Below are 21,187 nucleotides of genomic sequence, written 5' to 3'. Positions count from 1 at the left end.
ATTCTACTCATGTTGATTTAACAAAGTTGTAAAAGCTGCTTTTCTATTAGTACTTAAAATCTTTATGGTGCTGAACAACGACACCAATGATTGAAATTTCGATCTGAGATGAGTTGTAAGTAGGGAAGTCTGGGTTTAAAGGAACAAGCTCAATAATATCGACCCCATGCTCATTGACCCCAACAACACGGTATTTTTTAAATGTAGTCATTGCTACACCATGCTGAATTTCTTGAGCAACGACTAATGAACCAGGCTTTGGATCTAAGGCTGCATCTACAACAATTTCATCACCTGGCATAAATTCAGGCGCCATACTCAAGCCATCAATCTCTAATGAGAAAACAGCATTTGGATCCTTTCCTTCGTAGGTTGTATAAGTCTCATCTTTCGGATGAACTCCATCGTATACAACTTCCCGCCATATACCAGCTTGGACGAAATCTAATACCGGAATCTTCCTTAGTTTTCTTCTAGAGGGTCTTACATTTGAAACTGGCGCAACTTCTGTAGCTTGTGTTTCTGCCGACTCCTTATCTAATGAACCCGGTTCCCATCCAACCTTTTTCTCAAGATTACGAGCCGCACGCTCACCAAAACTCCCATGACCTTTCACAAGTTGAGATATATGGCTTGGATTAAGGTCGTAATGCTCACAGAAAGCAGCATCCGAAGAAAAACCCTCAGATTTTAATTTGGCATCAATAGCCTGGCGCAAATTAACGCGTCTTAAAGAAATTATGTCCATTTAAGTATTTCACAGACTTTTTAGTAAAAAGTAAATTCGCAAACGCTAAATGTTTATTGACTTATTAAGTGATAAAAATTAGTATTTACTAAATTAATTAGTAAAGGAGATTAATATGTCTTCTTCTCAAACAACCGAACTAAAAAACTATCTAAGTCAATTAACTCTCAGTGAGCGAAAAGCATTCGCCAAGCGCTGCCAAACATCAATTGGTTACTTAAATCAAATTATGTATGGCAACAGCAAGTGCGGGGCTTCTCTGGCAATCAAAATTGACAAGGAAAGTAACGGTCGAGTGAGTTGCGATTTATTGTGCCCAGATGTGGATTTTGACTACATCCGAAATCAAGCTTTATCGCTCACTGCTTAAACCAATTATCAACCAGTAAGCGTTTTTAATAAACGTGAACTTAATCAAGGTGTTCACATGGATATATCCAAGGAAAGTAAAACCGCGCTACACAAGATGATTCACCAATCAAATGGGATTACACCTAAAGAGATTGCTGATGTTGTTGGTGTGTCTCATAACACCATTTTGAATTATGCAAATCCAAACATGGAAAACCATTTGCCGAGCCTAAAGGCATTTGAAGCAATGCTGACCTATACACAAAACCCGGCTTCTTTAAAAGTGTGGGCGCACAAATTAGGTTTTGCATTAATGCCGGTAGAGCAAGCGGAAGGAAAAGATCATCAACTAGGTGTTCTTGAATCACTGCTTGGTATGAATGTTGGGAATGGTGCAGCAAATAAGCAAGTTTTATCTGCTCTGGAAGATGGTGTGGTGACACCTACTGAAATGGATGAGACAGATCGCATCCTGGAAGAAATTGAACACAAAATTCAATCTTTGCGTAAAGCCATGAAAGGCGAGTGTGCAAAGTATTTATCAGCTCTACAAATGGAAAAAGCCTGATGGTCTAGATCAGGCTTTTTCGATTGTTCACTAACGGTCGAGGAAAGTAAACATGAATATGTTAGCACAAGGAAATTTTAACATAAACGAAGTAACGATGTCATCACTTGAGATTGTTGATTTCATTAATGAATATCGCGCAAAAAGTGAAACCAATCCGGCGCAACTTCGCCATGATCACTTTATGGCAAAAGTGCCGAAGGTTTTGGGTTTAGAGGGTCTCCCAAAATTTAGGGATACCTACATTAACCAACAAAATGGACAAACCTATCCATGCTATCGCTTCCCAAAACGCGAAGCTTGCCTTATGGCAATGTCATACAGCTATGAGTTACAAGCTCAAGTCTTTGATCGTATGACTGCAATGGAAGAAGCACTTAAGGCAAAAAATAGCTTTGACATCACCAATCCAGCACATCTGCTTCAAGCAATCGAAATTCAAGCCAAGCTCAATATTGAGTTAAGTGAAAAAGTAGCAGTACTCGCACCTAAGGCTGAGGCATTGGAAACCATTGCTGATACTTCTAACACTTATTGCTTACGTGAATGTGCCAAAACAATCGGCATTAAAGAATCTGAATTAATCCAGCTACTGATTAATAAGAAATGGATCTACCGTGATTCAGATCGCAAGCTCCAGCCACATGCCCAATATGTCTTAAACAAGGTTTTCACCAATCGTACGTCACCAGTAATTGTTAATCGCAATGATGGCAAAGAACGTGTGTTCCTGCATATGCGTGTCACTGCCTTTGGTCTGACTCGTATCACTGGCTTGGTAAACAAAGTACGTAATACAAAGCAGGTGGCGGCATGAATACAAAACTTGAAGATGTAATTGGTTTTATTCGGATGTATTTAAAAGTGGGGTGTAACTAATGGCTAGAGCACGAAATATTAAGCCTTCATTCTTTATTAATGAAGATATGGTAGAGCTCTCATTTGAAACTCGTCTTTTGTTTATTGGCTTATGGACTTTAGCTGATCGTGAGGGCTACCTGGAAGATAAGCCTAAGAAAATCAAAATGGCACTTTTCCCTGCTGACGACGTAAATGTTGATCAGATGCTAAACGAGCTTCAAGAGCATAAATTTTTAATCCGCTACATGGTGAACAATCGCAAATGCATTTTTCTACCTAAATTCACCAAGCACCAGAACCCACACCATAAAGAAAGTGTGAATGATGTTCCAAGATACAACCCTGTACAAGACCTAGGCAAACCCGAGGCAAACCTAGGGCAAGCACAAGTTCAGAATGTTGTTAATGTGAATGCTGATGAAAATCAGGATTATATAAGTGAATTAAATTCAATAACTTATGGCGATAATAATCAATGCCTAGGTCAAGCCCTAGGCAAGCCTCAGTCTGACCCTGCTGATATATTGATTCCTGATTCCCTTAACCTGATTCCTGATTCCTTAAACCTGAATACAGAAAACCGAGATCCACGTTTTGATCTCTCTCTTTCTGATGTGAACACTCGTTTATCGATGGCGGGTTTAAAGAATATCTCTCAACACGATTTGAATATTTTATTGATTCAACTTCAGGATGCGTATTCACATAAAAAGCAAATGGTGAAAAACCAGATTCTTGGTAAAGCATTTGAGTGGATTAAACGTCAACAAGAAACACCACTGAAAACACCAGGTCAATCTATCACTAAAACCACAGCTCAGATTCTCGCTGAACAACGTGCAGCTATGGATCGACAGCAAGGTCAGATCATTGATGTTGGTGAGCCAAAAAAGCCATTACTGATTGAGGGGGTGGGTCGTGCATAACGGGATCGCCTTGGATAAGGCACGCGAATACTACGACATCATGCAAGTGATGTATGGACACAAGTTTATTAGCCAATTTAACGGCATGACTGATCTGAATCGCATTCTAACCATCATTGGCGGTGCTTTGATGGTGTTGACTGATGAGCAGTTTCAGAAAGGCATGGCACAGTTGAATACTAAGGCTGGATCAGGTGATTTCTGTCCAACGCTTTCAGATTTTAAATCATGGTGCATGTCTGGCAGCTGGTGGACAGCAACAGAAGCTTGGCAACGTGCTTGTGATTACTCAAATATGAGTTCTCATCGTGTGGCTGAATTGTCTCGCATGGAGCTGAAGGAATTCCTGAAGCAAAAAGACAAGATTACTATCTTGACTAAAAAAGCATGGGATTCGATTTACTGGTTGGTCGAGCAGGGAAGCATGAAAGAGGCTTTCAAGCAGTTCAAATCGATCTATGACACGTACCTGGCTAAAGCTCAGATGCAAGGTCGTCAGCAAGAATGGTATGTGCCACCAAAAATGATTAGCACGTCAGCAGCTCAACAAAGCAAACCTAGATCATGGCTACCTGAGCCAACGCCAGAGGAAAAGGCTTGGGTGGAAAATAAGGTTAAGGAGTTTCAAGAGGCGGGCATGACTTTGCCGATGGCAATGTTGAATGCGATGAAGTTGAAGCATGGGCAAAGCGCAGGGGGTGGGGTGTGAAGATTCTAATTGCTTGTGAAAAGTCCGGCACTGTCCGTGATGCATTTATCAAGCTTGGCCATGATGCGATTTCATGTGACATGCAGCCAAGTGATTCTGATTTTGGACCGCATTACCAAGGTGATGTGCGTGACCTCCTGGATTATCCGTTTGACATGATGATTGCTCATCCACCGTGTACACATATTGCTGTGAGTGGAAGCCGCCACTTTGAAAAGAAGATTCATGACGGTCGTCAGCATGCAGCAGTGAGCTTTTTCATGATGCTGGCGAAGTGTGATATTCCACGCATCGCCATTGAAAACCCTGTCTGCATTATGTCTAGCGTATATCGCAAGCCGGACCAGATTATTCACCCATGGCAGTTTGGGCATATGGAGCAAAAAACTACATGCCTATGGCTTAAGGGCCTGCCATTGCTCAACCCAACAATGGATGTGAAACAGGAAATGATGCGACTGCCAAGAAAGGAGCGTGAGCGCATTCACTTCTGTTCGCCTGGAAAGGAGCGATCCAACATTAGATCAAAAACATTCCAGGGAATTGCCGATGCTATGGCTATGCAGTGGGGTGGTGATGTTCGCCAGGGTGAGCAGGAAGATTTATTCGGGGGTGCGGCATGAGTATTTATCAAAAACAAATCGAATCTGAAAAATTAAATAACGATGTTGAAGCTTGGCTGACTAAAAACCAAATCACTCAGTTGCCAATGGGTTTCACAAAGTTTCCTGATGGGAATATTCCAAAAGAACGTGCAAAGGTGGTAGCTCCTGAATCTGAACGTAATGCAAAAATTGAAGCTACTAACACAGAAGCTCGCCAGGCAAGAGAGGTTACAAAACGCCAGCAACGTGCTGAAGCTAAACAGCGCAAGCAAGAGGAACGAAAAAGACGTGAGCGCGAACTTGAGTCGGCTAAACAGCAACGTGCTTTAGAGGGTGAGAAAAAGGCCGAGCAAATCAAAAAAGAGCGTCAAAAAAGCGTAGCTCTTAAAAAAGCTGAAAAGGAGGCGGAAAAGCAGGATCGACAATTACGCCTCCAGAAACAAAAAACACTGCTTGAAGGATTTAAAGCAAGAGCGCGTTTTGGTGACACAAACAAACTAGCAAAACAGTTTGGTGTGGTATGGAACCGAATCAATGATGCAATTATCGGTAGATATGCGCTGACATGGGAAAGGATCCATGAGCTAGAAGAAATTATTAAAAACTTTGAATACGCGGATGGGCCGGCGCTTATGGCAATGGATAAAAAATCATTTATCCGCATTCATAACATGGCTCGTAAAAAAGACGCTGTGCAACGAGGCGAAAGAACATTCCTGGCTTACTGCATCAAAGAGGAAAAAGAAACCTGTTTTGGAATCTACAACTCAGGAACGACTTATTGCATAAGTTGTAGAAGCGCAAAGGTGAAGCAGTACAACAATCAGAAATTATCCAATAACCGAATGCTGGCAAATGACGCACGTATCCGTGGAGAGAAACGTTTTTATGGTGAATGCAAAAAGCATGGCCCGGTTGAGTACGTAGTTCATGCAAAAGTGCATCGCTGCACCAAATGCGAGTCTGATAGAGCCAAGAAGTCATACGGACCAATCACGGAAAAATGGAAACGTATAAATCGCAACCTGGAAGCAATGAAACAAGCTATGAAAAGAGGTGAAACGCATTTTGAGGGCGAGTGCGAGAAGCATGGGATGGCACTTCATAAGCGAGTGATGTCACATGGAGCTTATGGAACTAAGTGCGTTCTTTGCAAGCGTGAAGCAAACCGGGCTTATCACAAACGCAAGCGTGAACAGGCTCAAAAGATTGGGGAGTAGGCAGCATGACAGGATTTACAGAATTAAGAGATCAGATCAACCGGACGACTGATCTACAGGAAAAGGAATTACTTCAGCAGCAATTTGAAATGATGCATCAGGCAGCAGATGAAGAAAGTAAGCAGTTTGAGGATTTGATTCGGGGTGATTGGAGTGATTGGGATGAGTGAGCAGGGTCAAAAGTTTGACAAAAATAAGCCGCGTATGTCGCTGCTTCCAAAAGGCGCTCTAAATGCCGTAATTCGCGTTCTAGAGTTTGGAGCTACCAAGTATCAGGAAAACAACTGGAAGCATGTGCCTGACGCTAAGGTGCGATATTACGATGCAATGCAACGCCACATAGACGCTTGGTGGCATGGTGAGCAGAAAGACCCCGAAACAGGAGAGCATCATTTAGCTCATGCGATTTGTTGCGGGATGTTCCTGTGGTGGTTTGATGAAGAAGCCCTGCGAGGTGAGTCATGAAAACAACTAAAGCAATTGCAGCTTCACTAAGCAAACTATCAATCACTACAGCCAATGTTCTGGATGACACGGTAAGTGCAACTAAGCATAACTGGATGTTTATTAAAAATGGCCTTCAGGCGCTACTGGCAACAACCATTTTCTGGATCAGATTTTTAATCTATCTCGTTTGCCTGCCGGGTTTATTCATTTACGCCTTTTATCACCAGTTGAAGAAGCGAGGTGGGTCATGAGTAGATTCCAACAAGAAACCGCAGTGCTTCTGATTTGCGATGTGATTCTTTTTGCGGAGTTTAAGACGACTGTTTTAGGTGTATTGATGCTTATTTTCATGGCTTGCTTTGCTTCGATGATGTGGCGAGGTGCCAATGAAACTAACTAAGCAGCAACGTGCAGAGCTAAAAATGAAGTTTGGTGGTCACTGTGCTTATTGCGGTTGTGAGCTGGGTGATAAATGGCATGCGGATCATATTGAGGCAGTAGATCGGGTGATGATTGAGTGTGAAAAAAGAGGAATTAAAACCTCTGGTGAGATGCATAAGCCACACTTGGACACAATTGAGAATATGAATCCAGCATGCATTCCGTGCAACTTGAACAAATCATCCATGTCACTTGAAAGTTGGCGAGGTGTTTTAACTGGTTATCGAAATGCTCTAATTCGAGATTCACACACTTTTCGTCACTCACTTCGCTTTGGGTTGGTTGAGTTTACGGATAAGCCGGTAGTGTTCTTTTTTGAGAAGTGGGGTGCCAATGACTAATCTCCGTATCACCGCAGCACAGGCACGAAAAGCCGGTATTGGTCCTCGATTTGGCGTAACAACCAAGTCGGGGAAAAAGAAATCCAATCCAGATCCAATGCCAAAGGTCCCAGCTCATCTGGTCGAAGGGAAAGGGTTTGGTGTGATGAATGATGAACTGCTTTGGTGTGAGGTTTTAATCACACCTCCTTCGGTAAATCACTACTGGATTCGTGGGGCCAACAAGACCAATCGATTAAGTAAGCGTGCAATCCACTTTATTGACGTTATGAAGCGTTTTATCGAGCCGGCAGGGTATCAGGGCAGAGTTCGCGTAAAGATCGAATACGCGCCACCTGACGCGAAAATACGCGACATCGATAACATCGTAAAGCCTTGCTTTGATGCTTTATCGAAAGGTGGGTTGATTTTGGATGATTCCCAGGTGGATGAATTGCTCGTGAAGCGGTTGCCATCAGAAAAAGGCGGGAAGTTGATTATTCAAGTTGAAAAGTTAAGGGTTTAAGAGGGAATAGGGATGAATGCGATGGCAGCTGAAAAGATGACAAACATTGAATGGTTGGGGCAGCAGTTAAGAGCAAAGACTGCGAATTATGAACCAAGTCAAGGGGGTGGTAGTTTGGAGCCAATCACATGGGAGGATCGTTGCGGTGCTATTGCCTCAATCGAGGATCAGGCAACCAAGGCATATTGTGAAATCTTGGTGTGGGGTGATTATCGTGACAATACGATGGCGTATAACATCCTGCAGCGTCATCTGGCAGCCATGCTTTATCAGGCATTGGCAAAGGATGTACAGCGTATTCGGTTTGATCTTAAATCCTTTGCATTCAAGGTTGCAAAGATGGCTTTGTTCTTAAATCTTCGAGATATGGGGAATTTTAAAGCTGAGGATAAATTACGCTTCTTTGGTATTACAGAAATGAAGATGCGCACCTATCGTGAGCACTATGCTTATCTGGAAAACATGGTGGAAATTATGCTTTCAGATATGCGCGATGAGATAGATTTTTATGCGGATATGTATCGGAAAGATTTGCGAAAATCCTAATTGACAAAAAACCCCCATATAACATAAGATATTTATAGACTGGTCGTTCTATACAAAAGTGACCAAGTGCTAAGAAGCTCGCCAAATGGTGGGCTTTTTTGTTGTCCTGAGAAATGTTGGTGTAAGCAATATCAGGGCACCAGATTCTAAAAATAACCGAGCCAATCATGAAAACAATCAAATACCAAAACAATGAATTCCAGTTTAATGATGTGCATATTGCTAGAGCAGGTGATAAGGCATGGGATTACGCATGGGGAATTGCTGATGAATTTGGTTATTTGGCTCCGTGTGTCATTGAGTCACTACCAGATGAAGATGATAACGAGCAGATTCTTGCTGTAGATCGTGAAGATAAGTGCAAGGCTGAATGTATTGCCATTATCTGCTCAAAAGAGAAATCACTAATGTTCCCATCATTAACTGACGATGCTCGCTGTATGGGCTTCCAGTTTGTGTATGAGGGAGATCAATTCGAGGTGCTGTGATGCTCCAATTCCTAAAACGCCTATTCTGCTTTCATCACTACGATTATGAGTCTGATATTTTCGTTCAGGTTGAATGCCGTAAGTGTGGAAAGCATCGAGATAATTACACGAATTAGCCGAACATATTACGGCAAACAAAGCCCCTTGCATTCTAGATGTTGAGGGGTTTTTCTTTTCTTATTGGTGGTACCTATGACAGACAAAGTACAAGCTAAACAAGACTTAGAGTTTTGCAGTGCTGAGCTGTCTAAGTATCAGAATCTCAGTCGATCCGGATTAACGCTTAGTGAGTTGCATGCGATTGACGGCATCATGATTAAGCTGAAAGAGCGTATTAAGAATTTGCGGTTCACTTTATATGGATCCTAAGCACTATAAAAAATTAACTGATAAAGACCCAATTAAAAATAAACCTCGCAACAGACCATTACCTAAAACCAGTGAGAAATACTTAGAAGCATTCGATCGGCTCAAAGAGATCCTTGATCGGATGGAAATCAAATATGAAGAATATTTTCATTTCAAAACCACTAAGCACTGGCGTTTCGATTTGCACCTGGTCGGCTATCTCACATTGATTGAAATAGCGGGTGGTCCGTGGTCTGGTGGCCGTAAGGGTAAGCTGGCTACTAAAGCATGGAGCATTGATCGTTATGACCATGCTGAAGAAATGGGATATCGGTATATACGCTTTGAAGTCTCAGATATCTCATCATCCAATAGGGCCATACAGTGGCTTAGAAATTTAAAGGCATCACATGGAACAGTTCAGACCATTCCCACCGACGGATCTGATTGATCAGGCCGAGGAAGAAGAAGCCATACGTTTGGCACCGGCACCAGAGCTTAAAGAATGGGTCGTAAAGAATTGGCTTACTTTAGGTGGTGAATTGCACAACCCAGATCATGATCATATTGCTGAACTACTTCACGACAATGATGAGTTCCTTGCATTCGCCTGGGCTTCATCTGCCGCTCTAGCGAAAAAACGTATGGTATTAGGCCAGTGTGAAAAGGTTATGTTTAACGTAGGTGGCTGGAAGAAAGCACGCCAGGAACAACAGATGCGGGATTGGTTTGGGTTCGTTCCTCAATATCTCATTACGGTAGACGCTACTTATTGTGAACAAGCTACAGATCGAGACTTCTGCCGGTTGATTGAGCATGAGCTTTATCACATCGGTGTAGAGCGTGATGAAGATGGCGAAATCATTTATAGCGATATGACTGGGCTGCCTAAGCATTACTTGGCTGGCCATGACGTGGAAGTGTTCTTTGGTGAGACTAAACGGTGGGGAGCTGATGATTCAGTGAAACGTCTCGTTGAAATTGCGAAGAATGCGCCGTTTGTATCTGAAACAAGTATTGCTGCGTGTTGTGGGAACTGTGTGATTGGTTAAATTTTTTGCCTATCTTGTACGACGTAGAACGACAAAGAGGTGTTTATGGCAGCATTAAAAGAGCCTGTAAAAATGTTTATAGTTCAGTCTCTTGCTTGCTTTGAAACCCCTCAACAAGTAGCAGACGCGGTAGAAGAAATATATAAGATCAAGATTGATCGAAAACAATGTCACAGTTATGACCCGACAAAATATGCAGGTCGTAATCTCAGTAAAAAATTAAAGGATTTATTTGAGCAAACTCGCAAAGAGTTTCGTGAAAATATTGATGATATTGCGATTGCTAACAAGGCGTTTCGTTTACGTGAGCTTCAGAAGATGTATGAGGATTCTGGAAAAAACAAACGCGCCAAGCAGAATCTACTGAAGCAAGCCTTTCAAGAAACAGATGGCCGTGTGACAAAGCAGGAAATCACCGGTCCAGACGGTGGACCTATTCAGCAAGAAACCAAATCAACGCATCAATTCACACCAGATGAGCTTAACGGACTATCCGCGCAAGAGCTTTCGCGTTTAGCAATCAATGGCAAGTTATGACTTATGCAATCGAAGATATAGCGCCACTAATTAAAGAGTGGACAATCAATACACGTCTGCCTGAAATCATTGAAGAAATGAAACGGCGCTATTACTACCGGATGCTGATAGAGCAGAATGAACTAAGTCGAGAGGCTGAAATCTACAAATGTAAGAATGATCCGGCTCATTGGTTTAATCACTGGGTATGGACTTATGATCCGCGGGGCATGCCTTTTGGACTGCCGGCGAATATTCCTTTTGTTTTGCGTCCTGGTCAGGTTGAGCTTGTTGATTGGCTATTAGAGCGTGAAAGCACCCAGACACACGGCTTAATTGAAAAAAGTCGTGATGAGGGTATGAGTTACGTTGTACTTGGTTTTTATCTGCACCGATGGCTATTTGTTGAAGGCTTTGCAGGTGGCGTCGGTAGCCGTAAAGAAGATCTGGTTGATAAGAAAGGTGATCCGAAAACCTTGCTGCACAAATTCAGGGATATGTTTTCCAAGCTGCCTGACTGGATGAAGCCTAAAGGCTTTGTTGAGAAAGTGCATGACAACTACATGCGAATCATCAACCCGGACAACGGTGCAACTGTTACCGGTGAAGCGGGTGATAACATTGGCCGAGGTGGTCGTACCACAATGTACTTTCTGGATGAATGGGCATTCGTAGAGCGTCAAGAAGCAGTTGATGCTGCAATTTCTCAAAATACTAACGTACACATCAAGGGGTCTACTCCAAACGGGATTGGTGACAAGTTTCACCAAGATCGTTTTAGTGGGCGTTACGCCGTTTTTACAATGGCATGGCGTGATAACCCAGATAAGAATTGGCAGGTCGAATTTAATGGCAAATTAATTTATCCCTGGTATGAAAAACAATTGGCCACCCTTGATGACATCGTTTTAGCTCAAGAGGTTGATATTGACTATGCCGCCTCGGTAGAAGGTGTGTTGATTCCATCAGCATGGGTACAAGCTGCGGTCGATGCTCATCTTGAATTAGATATTCAGCCGTCAGGCGAACGGATGGGCGCGCTTGATGTGGCGGATGAAGGTAAGGATAAGAACTCTTTTGCTGCACGTCATGGCATCGTATTGCAGTATTTAGATACTTGGTCTGGTATTGGTGATGACATCTTTGGAACGACTCAAAAAGCCATTGATGCTTGTCTGGATCTACGCTTGAACTCGTTTTTTTACGATGCTGACGGCCTTGGTGCTGGTGTACGTGGTGATGCCCGAGTCATTAATGAGCAGAATAGATCCAAAGGTATTCCGGAGATCGAAGCAAATCCATTCCGAGGCTCAGGTGCGGTGCACAACCCGGAGCAGGAAATGGTTGAGGCGCGTAAAAATGTAGACTTCTTTGCCAATCTTAAGGCTCAGATGTGGTGGTCATTACGCATAAGATTCCAGAATACTTATCGAGCCTTACAAGGTATGCAATATGACCCAGACAATCTTATTTCGCTCTCTACCAAAGACATAAACAAGCAGGAGCTTGAACAGCTCAAGCGAGAGTTATCGCAACCCACTTATACAAAAAATGGTGCAGGCAAAATCCTAGTCAATAAGCAACCGGATGGAGCTTTATCTCCAAACCGAGCAGACAGCATCATGATTTGCTTTAGCGATATCCGAGAGCGAAAACGGAAAAAACCTGCAGGTGCAGGATCTCGAACTTATTAAGGTGTTTACATGGCAAAGTCTAAAAAGGACAAAGCGTCAAAGAAGGCTTTGTCTTATGGCAATTTATACACTCAAGAAGCGGTCACTCAGTTTCTGGTGAACTTTGGCAAACAGCCTGATACGGATGAAGTACTACGCAAAGCAGGCATTACACGTCATAGATTACGTATACTGCTTGATGATGATGAGATTGCTCAAGTAGTGGAAACGCGAATTGATGCATTGCTAGCTACGCCGTTGCGTGTTGAACCCAATGATACTGATGAAGCACAAAAGCTTAATCTGATATTGAAAGAATGGTTTCATGAAATTGCTACTGGTGCCATGAGTGCACTGTTCTTTGGTTATTCAGTACAAGAAGCTGTCTATGAGTTAAAACCAGAAGGCTATTTGGGTATTCAGTGGATCGGTGAAAAACCTATGCAGTGGTTTGAACCTAAAAATGATGGCCGCTTAATTTACCGACCAGAAGGCATTGGTACCGAGCATGAAGTGGATCAGGTATTCAAATTCTTTTTAACACGCCGTAAGGCTACATATGAACAGCCCTATGGCAAAGCGCTATTGGCTACCCTGTATTGGTTGTTCTTCTTTAAACAGAATGGATTCAAGTTCTGGGCTAAATTTCTGGAGCGTTTTGGGACGCCGATCTTACTGGGTAAATGTAAAGATACTGAAACCGAGGACATGAGCAGAGCATTGTTAAATGCACATGCACAGAGCGTCTTATCGATTGATGCAGATGATGATGTTCAGATTTTGTCTACATCAGGGACAAGTGGTACTGCTGGTGCTGCGTTTGAATCATTCAATAACCAACTGATTCGCCAGATCCAAAAGGTTGTATTAGGGCAGACGCTTACCAGTGGAACAGATGGAAAGGGAAGTTATAGCCTTGGCCAAGTGCATGAAAATGTAAGATTGGACAAGTTGAAGTCAGATATTCGATTGGTGACTCCAACCCTGCAAGCTGTAGTCGACTCATTATGTGTCTTGAATGGGTGGTCTAAATATACAGTTATGTTGGGTGAAAAGCCAAAACCACTGAATAAGGACCAGGCAGAGCGAGACGTACACTTAAAAAATGCAGGTGCCAATCTTTCTAAAGATTACTTCATTCGTGAGTATGGGCTGCAAGAAGAAGATCTGGTTGATCAAGTCCAAACTGGTTTCAATCAATTCACTGCATTACCTCGCCAGGCATTCAACTTTAAGGCAACAGCCAACAAGCTCTCACCAGAACAGCAGGAAGTTGAAGAACTGACTGATGGTCAGGATGAATTGCAGCTACTGAAACCAGATCAGGTCAAGGAATTGGTATTCAAGTCTGATAGCCCTGAAAGTCTGGCTTATAACCTGATGCAATTAATACCTGGTGCAACTCAGACACAGTTCACAGCTAATCTGGACCAAGCTTTGTATGCTGCAGATGTATTGGGGTATGTGACGGCTCAAAACGGGAAGTAAGCTATGCAACCAGTCACGTTTCTTGAGGCGCTTCGGTACGCTCACAGCAAAAAGATCGTGCTACCTGATGAGTTCTATTCAATGGACCTTAAGACCCGGCAGATGGCAACTACGGTTAGCTTTCTATCGAGTCTTGAGCAGATTGAGACTGTCATCAAGGCAGTGAATAAATCCATTGCCGACGGCGGTACTTTTAAAGATTTTCAGAAGCTTATTGAAGAATCTGAAATCATTCTGCCAAAGCACTACCTGGATAATGTATTTCGTACCAATATTCAAAGTGCTTATGGTCATGGGCGGTGGCAACAACAGCAACGAAATAAGGCTAAGCGACCTTACCTGATGTACTCGGCGATCAATGATAGTCGAGTGCGTCCAAGTCATTTGGCCTTGAATCGGATTGTATTGCCGATTGATCATCCATTCTGGCTGACACATTACCCGCCGTTGGGCTTTCGTTGTCGCTGTACTGTAGTTGCTCTGACTGAGAAGCAGGCATTGAAATACGGCATTACGCCAGATGATCAGTTGCCTGAGATAGCTGAAGCCTTAGATTGGAGTTCTCATCCATTGCAGTTTGGTGAGCTTGAGTCGCTGGTAGATAAAAAGATCAGCACTTCAAGTCTGGATAAAGAATATCTCCTTGAACAGAAAGAATTGATAAGAGCTGAATGGACGGCGAGTAAAAAGCTCACCAGTCTATTTGCTCCAATGGATGATAAGACTCGGGACCTATTTGATACGGTGGCCAATACGGTAATTCCACTTGATCCCAGCATTCGACCAAGTGCGATTCGGACTCTCCTTGATTATGTACAGGAGAATGATTCAGCGCTGACCAGCTATTTAAACTCAGCTACAAGCTCTCTGGCTGATGATGTACTTAAGCGCTGGCTGAGTACTGATATGGCAGCGATTCAAACTGTGGCAAGCAATACGGCTTCTACCGTAGTTGGTGCTGCAACTCTTAATCAAGTAGCGGCTTATCAAGTCGGGCAAACAGTTCAATTTAATGCGCCGTTACTGATGGCTGACACAGCTTCAGATATCGTGATTAAGATCGAGAATGCTAAAGGCTTGGGTATTGATCTGGATATGCTGAATGCTGGTAACGGTGTTCTCATGCCGATAGGGTTATCTTTTGAGGTTGTTTCGATTGAGACGGTTGAAGGGCAAATGGTTTATACTTTGAAACTATTATAATTGATAAAATTAAACAGATTCTAAGTATGGTTAATATGAATAAAACTGAGGCTTTCAAGAAGTTAGGTGCTACCCAGAAGAATACAGTTTGGTCTGTTTCTGCTTTTAATGAAGACAAACAACTAGTTTTGAGTTTGTGGCAAGACTTCTTTAGAACAGAAAATAGAAAAGCAATTTATAGTGATTCAATTTCTAGATGGCATGGGCATGGAAATAAAGAATTTAGAGAAAATCTCTTGATTGCACATGAACAAAAAATGCCTATTAGAGCCGTGATAGCACGTACAAATAATATTGAAGGTGTTAAACGTGGCGAAGATGCGAGTAAATTCCAAAATACATTTTCACCAAAACTAGATTGGATTGGAGAAATTACTTTCTGGGATGGGGATAATTTTGAAATCACATTCTTACAAATCGCTAAGTAATTAATTCTTAGAAAACAAAACCGCCTTAATTGGCGGTTTTTTTATGGAGCATGAAAAATGCCTGAACTTAATCAGGAGCATTTGCGTTGTCAGTTTACAGCTGTAAATGTTCCGATCACTACAGTAGAAGATGGTGAAAAAAAGCGCCGTACGTTTGAGGCGGAAGTATATAGCGGTGGTCGCATCGACAATCACTATTACTGGGGCCGTGCAGGTGTAGTTATTGATCTTCAAGGACTGCAACTAAAACCCAAAACTGGGCTTGTTGAAGAGCATTTTGGCGGTAAACGTGTTGGTGTGGCTACTTCATACGAAATCAGTCAAACCTTTAAGGCAAAAGGTCATTTTCTTAGCAATGCAAAAGCTAAAGAAATCGTGCAAGACATCGATGAGGAATATCCATTTCAAATGTCTTGGTGGGCTGATCCCGAATCCATTGAAGAAATTGCACCAGGTAAAACAGTTGAAGTAAACGGTCAGCAATTTACTGGTCCATTACATGTATTCCGAAATGTGCGAGTGCATGAAATCACAATTTGCGGTGTAGGTGCAGATACTCAAACCACTATCGAAGCCTTCTCAGGCAAAGCCAATCCAAACCCAACCAAAGAGGACACCGACGTGACCGAATTAGAAAAAGCACAACAGGCCAAAGAGCAGGCAGAGCGTGAACGTGATGAAGCCCTGGCTGAACTTAAGCAATTCAAAGCGCAAAAGCGTGCTGATGAAATTGCAGCTTTAGAAACTGAGCTGAAAACACAGTTTAGTGCTGAAGATAAAACGGCTTATACCAATATGGATGATTCAGTTTTTAGCTTTACTGCCAAACAGCTTCGCCAATTTTCTGCAGGTAGCCAGCAGCCAACTACACCACAGACACAACAAACACCAAGTGTAAATCCGGCATTTGCTCACTTGTTCACTCATCAAGCCAATCCGGGGCAGGGTAGTCAGTCTAATCACACTGACACTCACAAATTTACTTCTGGTGCACAAGCATTCGCAGAACAAAACAAGGGGAAATAATTCATGAGCCAGGTTATTCCAAAAATTACGGTCCAGTCTAAAAAGCTGGTCCTAGACAATGAAAAGTTACGACGTGCCAATGCCAAAGTAACTACCGCTACAGCCTATAAAAAAGGTGACTTACTTACACTTTCAGATGCGAATGTACTCACACACGCTGCTGATGAAAAAACATGGGATGTGATTTGTGGCCAAGACGTTACGGCTGCAGAAGCCACAATCAAGGCCGCTGATGGAATCGAAATTCCGGTCTACTACGGCGGGGTTTTCAGTATTGAAGCTGTATCGCTTAATGGGACTTTGCTTGCTGCTGAAGAATATGATGCAGCGCGTGCACAGGCAACTAAAAACAAAATCGAACTTTCTAAGGTGTAAACAACATGCCACAGTCTTTTAATATTGAAGGTGCTCCACTTGAACTTCTTGATGTGGGTGAGCTGGCACTGATCCACTCGAATTACCGTCCAATGGACACATGGCTTTTAGATAAGCTTTTCCCTAATCGCCCGTTATTCACGCGTGATGATGTTCCACTGGCTGAATTATCAGCTGAACATGATCTGGCACCACTGGTATCACCGCAACAGCCTGGTAAGCCATTTGATACTACTCAATCTGGTGAAGTACGCCACGTTAAACCGGCTTACTACAAGCCAAAGAATCAGGTCACTCCGGCAGAAACTTTTGAAATTGCCTTGCTTGAGCGTTTACGTACTGCAGGTATCATCTCAACTGGTAACCAGCGACTATCTGAGCAAGAGCAAATGATCATTGCTCAAATCTCAGTGATGAAGCGCAACCATGATGCGATTGATAACTCAGTCATGATGATGGCTATCGATTTACTGAAAAATGGTAAATACACGCTTCACTCAGATGATTATGAGCTCAACCTGGTGGATTACCGTCGTGATGCGTCTTTGACATATACGCCGTTGGTCAAATGGAATGAAGCGGGTGCCAAGCCAGTAACGGATATTCGCACCATGCTTGAACGTCAATTGGCTGCTGATGGTGGTGAAGCTAAGCTGTCTGTTATGTCTGGCTTGGTTTGGGCGGCTCTCTGGAACAATGAAGAATTCAAAAAAGAATTCATCACGCCATATGCGGGTATTTCTGTTCCAGTGAATCCAAGCTTTGGTGTAAAAGAATCAGCAACCTTCAAAGGAACCTTTGATGGAATCGAATTCTGGGTATATGACGCAACTTACCGTAACAAAGGTCAAGTGAAGCGCTTTATTCCTAAAGATTACTTCTCACTAATCTCTGATACCAATGGTTCGGTAGCTCACTGTAAGATCAAGAACATGCTGGCCAACGGCGTTGCTCAGCAATACTTTGATCGTCAGTGGTATTGTGAAGATCCAAGCGGCATCATGCTAATGACCGAATCTGCTCCACTGGTTGTGCCGTCTAACAAGAATGGTGTTGTTGGTGGTGCTGGCTTTATCACCCTATAAGGAGCAAGACATGCCGAAGTACACAGCAAAACAATCCATCGGGCATTTTATGCCAGGTGATGAAATCAAAGGGCTTGAAGCTAAACAACTTCAGGCCCTTTTAGCATCTGGGGCTATTGAAGAATATCAAGAGCCGGAAGAGCCAGAAGCAGACAATACCGCTGCTCGTCTGGCTGAACTGGAAAAGGCCAATGCTGAGCTAACAGCAGCCAATGAAGCCTTAACCAAAGCCAATCAGACGGCAACTGCCGACAAGACTAAAGCCGAGCAAGAAATTGCTGAGCTTAAAGCCAAGGTGGCTGAACTTGAAAAGGCGAAGCCTGCTGCAAAACCTAAAGCAGACTCAAAACCTGCTGACGAAACCAAGTAGGTGATCTATGTATGCGACTGAAGCAGATTTGGTCGCACGATTTGGTGATGAGATTGAAAATCTGAAAGCGATGCTTCCTTCTCAGTCTTCAATAACTGATGCAATTCAGGATGCAACAGAGGAGATTAACGGTCATATCGGTGGTCGTTATCCTTTGCCACTTCCCAATGTGCCTAGTAACTTAAAGCGTATGGCGTGTGACATCGCACGCTATCGTCTTTACTTCCAGCAACCCATCGAAGAGGCCCGGAAGCGTTATGAGGATGCAATTGCATTCTTAAAACGTGTGGCTGATAACAAAGCACATTTGCAGATTCAGTTACCAGAAACAAACCAGATCGTGGATGACCAACCTAAAGGACGACCTTCAACAGCACCAGTCGGTACTTCATATACCGGTGGTGTATTTGGAGATTCTATCCTGGACCAGATGCCCAGCTTGAAGTGAGGTGCTTATGGCTTTTGCAATAACCATTCAAGCTGATAGTTCACCTATTGAAGCAGTGCTTAAGCAATTAGGTAACTTTGAATCATTAAAGAACCAGCTGTTTGATGAGATTGGTGCTGGACTTGTGGATAGTGTGCAGCATCGATTCTTAACAGGTACTGATGTTGATGGTAATCCATGGAAGATTTCATGGCGTGCACGTATGCAGGGTGGTGAAACGCTTCGAGATACTGGCCGCCTGATGAATTCCTACACACACAATGTTCTTTCAAATGGTGTGGAGGTGGGTACAGATGTTGCGTATGCACCCCATCTGCATTACGGCGCAACAATCTTACCTAAGAATGGCCAATACATCACCTTTGCAGTTGGTGGCCAGTATCGAAAGGTTAAGCAATCAGTTCTACCGCCACGGACCCAGCTCGGTATTAATGCTGAAGATGAGGTAATGATTTTGGATATTGTCGGGAGTTTTATAGATGAGCACCTTCTTCGCGGTGCGTGATGAGATTGCAGAAAAGCTGAAAGAAATTCCAGAACTTCTAAAGATCTATACGCCGTTAAACTCAGTCAGCGTAACCGAGATGTCGCAGGTTACGCCGTCAGCACACGTCAATTTCGTTCGTATTGACAAAAAAGCCAGTGCAGGTCGTGGAAGTATCAATCAGATCGGTCAGCAATGGGCGGTCACGGTGGCATGTCGTAATGCTCAATCTCAAATGACTGATGGCCGAGCGGTGAGTGATGAAGCTGGGTTGTTAACCGAGAAGGTCATTCAATTACTTTCCGGCTGGCAGCCTCAGGCATCACGAACGGCACTAGAAATGATTTCGGTTCGGGATGGGTATAGTCCAGGCTTTGCATACATCACGATTATTTTTGAATCACAAAAATTCATTTAGGAGCCAGTCATGGCAAAACAATACAAAGCATTACAGCCTGTCGGTCGCTTTCAAAAGGGTGATGTGGTCGGTGGGCTGAGTGATGCACAAATCAAAAAATTACTAGCAGATGGTGCAATTCAGGAACTACCTGAACCTAAAGCTGCTCCAGCCAAGAAAACTACAGGGGATGAAAAGTAATGGCTAATTCAAATGTAATTTCACTTCAGGGTGAACTTCATCTAGCGAAAATGGTTAGTGGTGTACCAGCTGCATTACTGCCGGTTGGTAGTACTCCAGACTTACAGATTGCTATTTCAACTGAGTCTACTGACCACTATGAAAGTAAAACTGGTCTACGTTCGAAAGATGCTGTCTTATACAAGCAAACTGGTGTTGCTATCTCAGGGACAATTGAAGAGGTTACTAAGGAAAATTTAGAGTTAATCCTTAGCGGTAAATCAATTGAAATTCCTGAAGCTCAGCTGACTGATATCGATTTAGGTACAGTACAGATTGGTGCCATGATCGATCTGGGTCATCGCAATTTAAGCGAAGTGGCTTTTAAGGATAGTTCGGACGCTGCTATTGAGGCAGACAAATATTTGCTTGATTCAGTTTATGGCACCGTAATTTTTAACGAAGCTGTAACTGGTCCAGTTAAATTTTCTGCTAAAGCTGGTGCTAAGACACGTACGACAATTGCCAATAACATTGGGAATGAATATCGAATCCTTTTCAAAGGTATTGATACCCTCACTGGTGATAAGGTTGTCATGACATTATGGCGTGTGAAATTCTCACCAGATACTGAATTTGATCTGATTCATGAAGACTTTGGGTCTTATTCAATTGAAGGTGAAGCTCTCGCAGATATCTCAAAAGCCAATGATGCTGAACTAAGTGTCTTTGGCCATATTGAGCGCTTCAGTGTAGCTGCTTAAACCCATACAGGCACAAAGAAATCCACGGCGCATTAGCATCTTTTTTTGTGCCTGTTTAAATATAGAAATTGACTATTTATAAAAATTATTTTATTCATATTTAAGAATATTTATCCTTATTTAATATCATAATTTATATTTTATATATATGATCGGCGTGTTGGATATTTCGAGAAATTAGCATGCCTACTAAAGTAGAAGCTTTTTTGATTGCATTATTGATTTTTGCTGCGATTGTGGTTGTTTACATAATTGGACAAAGCTGTAATTGGACTCTCAAATAACTTACACACAAGCCTTTAAAGCAAACTTCCTTAGGGAGGTTTGCTTTAGCTTTAGTTTAAAAACTTTTTAAAGTAAGTTATAAAAACTCTTCTAAACAATAAAAAAGCAGAAACAATTATGAAAAATTGATATTGCTGATCTTGGTAGCTTGCTTTGCAACAATAGCTTTTGCGCATGGTGGAAGAACTGATAAGAATGGTTTTCACAATGAAACTAAAACCGGTACCAGACACTGTCAGTAATAGAAAATACCTTTAAGGTAATTTTTTAATACTCCATCGTTTTGTAATATTTTGTTAGTTTAATTAG

Annotated in this window: 33 protein-coding genes; 32 read left to right on the top strand and 1 reads right to left on the bottom strand. The window is 42.6% G+C overall.

All coding sequences use genetic code 11. The features are described from left to right. Positions 1 to 46: 46 nt before the first annotated feature. Positions 47 to 748 carry a LexA family transcriptional regulator gene (locus FTV12_RS09375; RefSeq protein ID WP_180033904.1) on the bottom strand — a complete coding sequence of 234 codons (702 nt, stop codon included), beginning with the start codon at positions 746 to 748 and terminating at the stop codon, positions 47 to 49. Between the two features lie 115 nt (positions 749 to 863). Between FTV12_RS09375 and FTV12_RS09370 the strand changes: the two genes are divergently transcribed. The 32 genes from FTV12_RS09370 to FTV12_RS09215 all read left to right on the top strand — a co-directional run bounded on the left by FTV12_RS09370 (position 864) and on the right by FTV12_RS09215 (position 21,120). Continuing rightward, positions 864 to 1,118: a YdaS family helix-turn-helix protein gene (locus tag FTV12_RS09370; RefSeq protein ID WP_180003580.1), complete on the top strand. Its 255-nt coding sequence runs from the start codon at positions 864 to 866 to the stop codon at positions 1,116 to 1,118. 57 nt (positions 1,119 to 1,175) lie between these two features. Further along, positions 1,176 to 1,667 carry a phage regulatory CII family protein gene (locus FTV12_RS09365; RefSeq protein WP_180011271.1) on the top strand — a complete coding sequence of 164 codons (492 nt, stop codon included), beginning with the start codon at positions 1,176 to 1,178 and terminating at the stop codon, positions 1,665 to 1,667. Between the two features lie 52 nt (positions 1,668 to 1,719). Then, positions 1,720 to 2,484, top strand: coding sequence for a phage antirepressor KilAC domain-containing protein (locus FTV12_RS09360; protein ID WP_180033903.1), 765 nt, complete (start codon positions 1,720 to 1,722; stop codon positions 2,482 to 2,484). Positions 2,485 to 2,545: 61 nt separating this feature from the next. Beyond that, complete coding sequence (locus FTV12_RS09355) at positions 2,546 to 3,454, top strand: hypothetical protein (RefSeq protein ID WP_180033902.1); 909 nt, start codon at positions 2,546 to 2,548, stop codon at positions 3,452 to 3,454. After that, positions 3,447 to 4,163 (top strand): hypothetical protein, encoded by a 717-nt coding sequence (locus FTV12_RS09350; protein ID WP_180033901.1) that lies wholly within the window; start codon positions 3,447 to 3,449, stop codon positions 4,161 to 4,163. The genes FTV12_RS09355 and FTV12_RS09350 overlap by 8 nt, the downstream gene beginning before the upstream one ends. Continuing rightward, the gene (locus FTV12_RS09345; RefSeq protein ID WP_180033900.1) at positions 4,160 to 4,786 is read left to right on the top strand and encodes a DNA cytosine methyltransferase; all 627 of its coding nucleotides are present in this window, start codon (positions 4,160 to 4,162) and stop codon (positions 4,784 to 4,786) included. Before FTV12_RS09350 ends, FTV12_RS09345 begins: the two co-directional genes overlap by 4 nt. Further along, the gene (locus tag FTV12_RS09340) at positions 4,783 to 5,988 is read left to right on the top strand and encodes a hypothetical protein (RefSeq protein ID WP_180033899.1); all 1,206 of its coding nucleotides are present in this window, start codon (positions 4,783 to 4,785) and stop codon (positions 5,986 to 5,988) included. Before FTV12_RS09345 ends, FTV12_RS09340 begins: the two co-directional genes overlap by 4 nt. 5 nt (positions 5,989 to 5,993) lie before the next feature. Continuing rightward, positions 5,994 to 6,158, top strand: coding sequence for a hypothetical protein (locus FTV12_RS09335; RefSeq protein WP_180033374.1), 165 nt, complete (start codon positions 5,994 to 5,996; stop codon positions 6,156 to 6,158). Next, positions 6,151 to 6,453, top strand: a complete 303-nt coding sequence (locus FTV12_RS09330; RefSeq protein ID WP_180033898.1) for a dATP/dGTP diphosphohydrolase domain-containing protein — start codon at positions 6,151 to 6,153, stop codon at positions 6,451 to 6,453. The genes FTV12_RS09335 and FTV12_RS09330 overlap by 8 nt, the downstream gene beginning before the upstream one ends. Next, positions 6,450 to 6,686, top strand: coding sequence for a hypothetical protein (locus FTV12_RS09325; RefSeq protein ID WP_180033897.1), 237 nt, complete (start codon positions 6,450 to 6,452; stop codon positions 6,684 to 6,686). Before FTV12_RS09330 ends, FTV12_RS09325 begins: the two co-directional genes overlap by 4 nt. Then, positions 6,683 to 6,835 (top strand): hypothetical protein, encoded by a 153-nt coding sequence (locus FTV12_RS09320; RefSeq protein WP_180033896.1) that lies wholly within the window; start codon positions 6,683 to 6,685, stop codon positions 6,833 to 6,835. Before FTV12_RS09325 ends, FTV12_RS09320 begins: the two co-directional genes overlap by 4 nt. Beyond that, positions 6,822 to 7,217, top strand: a complete 396-nt coding sequence (locus tag FTV12_RS09315) for an HNH endonuclease (RefSeq protein WP_180033895.1) — start codon at positions 6,822 to 6,824, stop codon at positions 7,215 to 7,217. Before FTV12_RS09320 ends, FTV12_RS09315 begins: the two co-directional genes overlap by 14 nt. Continuing rightward, entirely contained in the window at positions 7,210 to 7,722 is a 513-nt protein-coding gene (locus tag FTV12_RS09310) for a RusA family crossover junction endodeoxyribonuclease (RefSeq protein WP_180003372.1), read from the top strand. The genes FTV12_RS09315 and FTV12_RS09310 overlap by 8 nt, the downstream gene beginning before the upstream one ends. A 12-nt stretch (positions 7,723 to 7,734) precedes the next feature. Next, positions 7,735 to 8,268 carry a hypothetical protein gene (locus FTV12_RS09305; RefSeq protein ID WP_180033894.1) on the top strand — a complete coding sequence of 178 codons (534 nt, stop codon included), beginning with the start codon at positions 7,735 to 7,737 and terminating at the stop codon, positions 8,266 to 8,268. 167 nt (positions 8,269 to 8,435) lie between these two features. Then, positions 8,436 to 8,756 carry a hypothetical protein gene (locus FTV12_RS09300; protein WP_180033893.1) on the top strand — a complete coding sequence of 107 codons (321 nt, stop codon included), beginning with the start codon at positions 8,436 to 8,438 and terminating at the stop codon, positions 8,754 to 8,756. A 358-nt stretch (positions 8,757 to 9,114) separates the two neighbouring features. Beyond that, complete coding sequence (locus FTV12_RS09295) at positions 9,115 to 9,555, top strand: hypothetical protein (protein ID WP_180033892.1); 441 nt, start codon at positions 9,115 to 9,117, stop codon at positions 9,553 to 9,555. Then, positions 9,515 to 10,156: a putative metallopeptidase gene (locus tag FTV12_RS09290; protein WP_180033891.1), complete on the top strand. Its 642-nt coding sequence runs from the start codon at positions 9,515 to 9,517 to the stop codon at positions 10,154 to 10,156. The genes FTV12_RS09295 and FTV12_RS09290 overlap by 41 nt, the downstream gene beginning before the upstream one ends. A gap of 45 nt (positions 10,157 to 10,201) precedes the next feature. Further along, positions 10,202 to 10,693, top strand: a complete 492-nt coding sequence (locus tag FTV12_RS09285; RefSeq protein ID WP_010117574.1) for a DUF2280 domain-containing protein — start codon at positions 10,202 to 10,204, stop codon at positions 10,691 to 10,693. Further along, positions 10,690 to 12,366 (top strand): terminase, encoded by a 1,677-nt coding sequence (locus FTV12_RS09280; protein WP_159122984.1) that lies wholly within the window; start codon positions 10,690 to 10,692, stop codon positions 12,364 to 12,366. The genes FTV12_RS09285 and FTV12_RS09280 overlap by 4 nt, the downstream gene beginning before the upstream one ends. Before the next feature lie 9 nt (positions 12,367 to 12,375). Then, complete coding sequence (locus FTV12_RS09275) at positions 12,376 to 13,833, top strand: DUF935 family protein (RefSeq protein WP_180033890.1); 1,458 nt, start codon at positions 12,376 to 12,378, stop codon at positions 13,831 to 13,833. A 3-nt stretch (positions 13,834 to 13,836) separates the two neighbouring features. Beyond that, positions 13,837 to 15,036 carry a phage minor head protein gene (locus tag FTV12_RS09270; protein WP_180033889.1) on the top strand — a complete coding sequence of 400 codons (1,200 nt, stop codon included), beginning with the start codon at positions 13,837 to 13,839 and terminating at the stop codon, positions 15,034 to 15,036. A gap of 35 nt (positions 15,037 to 15,071) precedes the next feature. Then, positions 15,072 to 15,464, top strand: coding sequence for a hypothetical protein (locus FTV12_RS09265; RefSeq protein WP_180033888.1), 393 nt, complete (start codon positions 15,072 to 15,074; stop codon positions 15,462 to 15,464). A 57-nt stretch (positions 15,465 to 15,521) separates the two neighbouring features. After that, positions 15,522 to 16,490 carry a hypothetical protein gene (locus FTV12_RS09260; protein WP_180033887.1) on the top strand — a complete coding sequence of 323 codons (969 nt, stop codon included), beginning with the start codon at positions 15,522 to 15,524 and terminating at the stop codon, positions 16,488 to 16,490. A gap of 3 nt (positions 16,491 to 16,493) precedes the next feature. Beyond that, positions 16,494 to 16,865, top strand: coding sequence for a hypothetical protein (locus tag FTV12_RS09255; RefSeq protein ID WP_180033886.1), 372 nt, complete (start codon positions 16,494 to 16,496; stop codon positions 16,863 to 16,865). Positions 16,866 to 16,870: 5 nt separating this feature from the next. Further along, the gene (locus FTV12_RS09250) at positions 16,871 to 17,950 is read left to right on the top strand and encodes a major capsid protein (RefSeq protein ID WP_180033885.1); all 1,080 of its coding nucleotides are present in this window, start codon (positions 16,871 to 16,873) and stop codon (positions 17,948 to 17,950) included. 10 nt (positions 17,951 to 17,960) lie between these two features. Beyond that, a complete protein-coding gene (locus tag FTV12_RS09245; RefSeq protein WP_180033884.1) occupies positions 17,961 to 18,320 on the top strand; it encodes a hypothetical protein in 360 nt (119 codons plus the stop codon). Positions 18,321 to 18,327: 7 nt separating this feature from the next. Next, the gene (locus tag FTV12_RS09240) at positions 18,328 to 18,768 is read left to right on the top strand and encodes a gp436 family protein (RefSeq protein ID WP_086044620.1); all 441 of its coding nucleotides are present in this window, start codon (positions 18,328 to 18,330) and stop codon (positions 18,766 to 18,768) included. Positions 18,769 to 18,775: 7 nt separating this feature from the next. Then, entirely contained in the window at positions 18,776 to 19,273 is a 498-nt protein-coding gene (locus tag FTV12_RS09235; RefSeq protein ID WP_159122988.1) for a phage virion morphogenesis protein, read from the top strand. After that, a complete protein-coding gene (locus tag FTV12_RS09230; RefSeq protein WP_034171151.1) occupies positions 19,248 to 19,670 on the top strand; it encodes a hypothetical protein in 423 nt (140 codons plus the stop codon). Before FTV12_RS09235 ends, FTV12_RS09230 begins: the two co-directional genes overlap by 26 nt. A gap of 9 nt (positions 19,671 to 19,679) precedes the next feature. Continuing rightward, positions 19,680 to 19,850, top strand: a complete 171-nt coding sequence (locus FTV12_RS09225) for a hypothetical protein (protein ID WP_179992510.1) — start codon at positions 19,680 to 19,682, stop codon at positions 19,848 to 19,850. After that, a complete protein-coding gene (locus FTV12_RS09220) occupies positions 19,850 to 20,593 on the top strand; it encodes a hypothetical protein (RefSeq protein WP_180033883.1) in 744 nt (247 codons plus the stop codon). Before FTV12_RS09225 ends, FTV12_RS09220 begins: the two co-directional genes overlap by 1 nt. Positions 20,594 to 21,003: 410 nt before the next feature. Beyond that, positions 21,004 to 21,120, top strand: a complete 117-nt coding sequence (locus tag FTV12_RS09215; protein WP_180033882.1) for a YHYH domain-containing protein — start codon at positions 21,004 to 21,006, stop codon at positions 21,118 to 21,120. Positions 21,121 to 21,187 lie beyond the last annotated feature (67 nt).

Origin of the sequence: Acinetobacter sp. YH12233, assembly GCF_013417725.1 — a bacterium.
Classification (GTDB): domain Bacteria; phylum Pseudomonadota; class Gammaproteobacteria; order Pseudomonadales; family Moraxellaceae; genus Acinetobacter.
The sequence above is the reverse complement of the archived record's forward strand: the minus strand, read 5'-3'. Positions and strand labels throughout refer to the sequence as shown.

Coding starts and splice junctions, on each gene's coding strand:
- FTV12_RS09315 (WP_180033895.1), top strand. CDS start 6,822: ATGAAACTAACTAAGCAGCAACGTGCAGAGCTAAAAATGAAGTTTGGT.
- FTV12_RS09270 (WP_180033889.1), top strand. CDS start 13,837: ATGCAACCAGTCACGTTTCTTGAGGCGCTTCGGTACGCTCACAGCAAA.
- FTV12_RS09335 (WP_180033374.1), top strand. CDS start 5,994: ATGACAGGATTTACAGAATTAAGAGATCAGATCAACCGGACGACTGAT.
- FTV12_RS09295 (WP_180033892.1), top strand. CDS start 9,115: ATGGATCCTAAGCACTATAAAAAATTAACTGATAAAGACCCAATTAAA.
- FTV12_RS09255 (WP_180033886.1), top strand. CDS start 16,494: ATGAGCCAGGTTATTCCAAAAATTACGGTCCAGTCTAAAAAGCTGGTC.
- FTV12_RS09290 (WP_180033891.1), top strand. CDS start 9,515: ATGGAACAGTTCAGACCATTCCCACCGACGGATCTGATTGATCAGGCC.
- FTV12_RS09300 (WP_180033893.1), top strand. CDS start 8,436: ATGAAAACAATCAAATACCAAAACAATGAATTCCAGTTTAATGATGTG.
- FTV12_RS09325 (WP_180033897.1), top strand. CDS start 6,450: ATGAAAACAACTAAAGCAATTGCAGCTTCACTAAGCAAACTATCAATC.
- FTV12_RS09260 (WP_180033887.1), top strand. CDS start 15,522: ATGCCTGAACTTAATCAGGAGCATTTGCGTTGTCAGTTTACAGCTGTA.
- FTV12_RS09280 (WP_159122984.1), top strand. CDS start 10,690: ATGACTTATGCAATCGAAGATATAGCGCCACTAATTAAAGAGTGGACA.
- FTV12_RS09305 (WP_180033894.1), top strand. CDS start 7,735: ATGAATGCGATGGCAGCTGAAAAGATGACAAACATTGAATGGTTGGGG.
- FTV12_RS09355 (WP_180033902.1), top strand. CDS start 2,546: ATGGCTAGAGCACGAAATATTAAGCCTTCATTCTTTATTAATGAAGAT.
- FTV12_RS09285 (WP_010117574.1), top strand. CDS start 10,202: ATGGCAGCATTAAAAGAGCCTGTAAAAATGTTTATAGTTCAGTCTCTT.
- FTV12_RS09310 (WP_180003372.1), top strand. CDS start 7,210: ATGACTAATCTCCGTATCACCGCAGCACAGGCACGAAAAGCCGGTATT.
- FTV12_RS09330 (WP_180033898.1), top strand. CDS start 6,151: ATGAGTGAGCAGGGTCAAAAGTTTGACAAAAATAAGCCGCGTATGTCG.
- FTV12_RS09360 (WP_180033903.1), top strand. CDS start 1,720: ATGAATATGTTAGCACAAGGAAATTTTAACATAAACGAAGTAACGATG.
- FTV12_RS09240 (WP_086044620.1), top strand. CDS start 18,328: ATGTATGCGACTGAAGCAGATTTGGTCGCACGATTTGGTGATGAGATT.
- FTV12_RS09265 (WP_180033888.1), top strand. CDS start 15,072: ATGAATAAAACTGAGGCTTTCAAGAAGTTAGGTGCTACCCAGAAGAAT.
- FTV12_RS09225 (WP_179992510.1), top strand. CDS start 19,680: ATGGCAAAACAATACAAAGCATTACAGCCTGTCGGTCGCTTTCAAAAG.
- FTV12_RS09340 (WP_180033899.1), top strand. CDS start 4,783: ATGAGTATTTATCAAAAACAAATCGAATCTGAAAAATTAAATAACGAT.
- FTV12_RS09245 (WP_180033884.1), top strand. CDS start 17,961: ATGCCGAAGTACACAGCAAAACAATCCATCGGGCATTTTATGCCAGGT.
- FTV12_RS09230 (WP_034171151.1), top strand. CDS start 19,248: ATGAGCACCTTCTTCGCGGTGCGTGATGAGATTGCAGAAAAGCTGAAA.
- FTV12_RS09235 (WP_159122988.1), top strand. CDS start 18,776: ATGGCTTTTGCAATAACCATTCAAGCTGATAGTTCACCTATTGAAGCA.
- FTV12_RS09275 (WP_180033890.1), top strand. CDS start 12,376: ATGGCAAAGTCTAAAAAGGACAAAGCGTCAAAGAAGGCTTTGTCTTAT.
- FTV12_RS09370 (WP_180003580.1), top strand. CDS start 864: ATGTCTTCTTCTCAAACAACCGAACTAAAAAACTATCTAAGTCAATTA.
- FTV12_RS09375 (WP_180033904.1), bottom strand. CDS start 748: ATGGACATAATTTCTTTAAGACGCGTTAATTTGCGCCAGGCTATTGAT.
- FTV12_RS09320 (WP_180033896.1), top strand. CDS start 6,683: ATGAGTAGATTCCAACAAGAAACCGCAGTGCTTCTGATTTGCGATGTG.
- FTV12_RS09365 (WP_180011271.1), top strand. CDS start 1,176: ATGGATATATCCAAGGAAAGTAAAACCGCGCTACACAAGATGATTCAC.
- FTV12_RS09220 (WP_180033883.1), top strand. CDS start 19,850: ATGGCTAATTCAAATGTAATTTCACTTCAGGGTGAACTTCATCTAGCG.
- FTV12_RS09250 (WP_180033885.1), top strand. CDS start 16,871: ATGCCACAGTCTTTTAATATTGAAGGTGCTCCACTTGAACTTCTTGAT.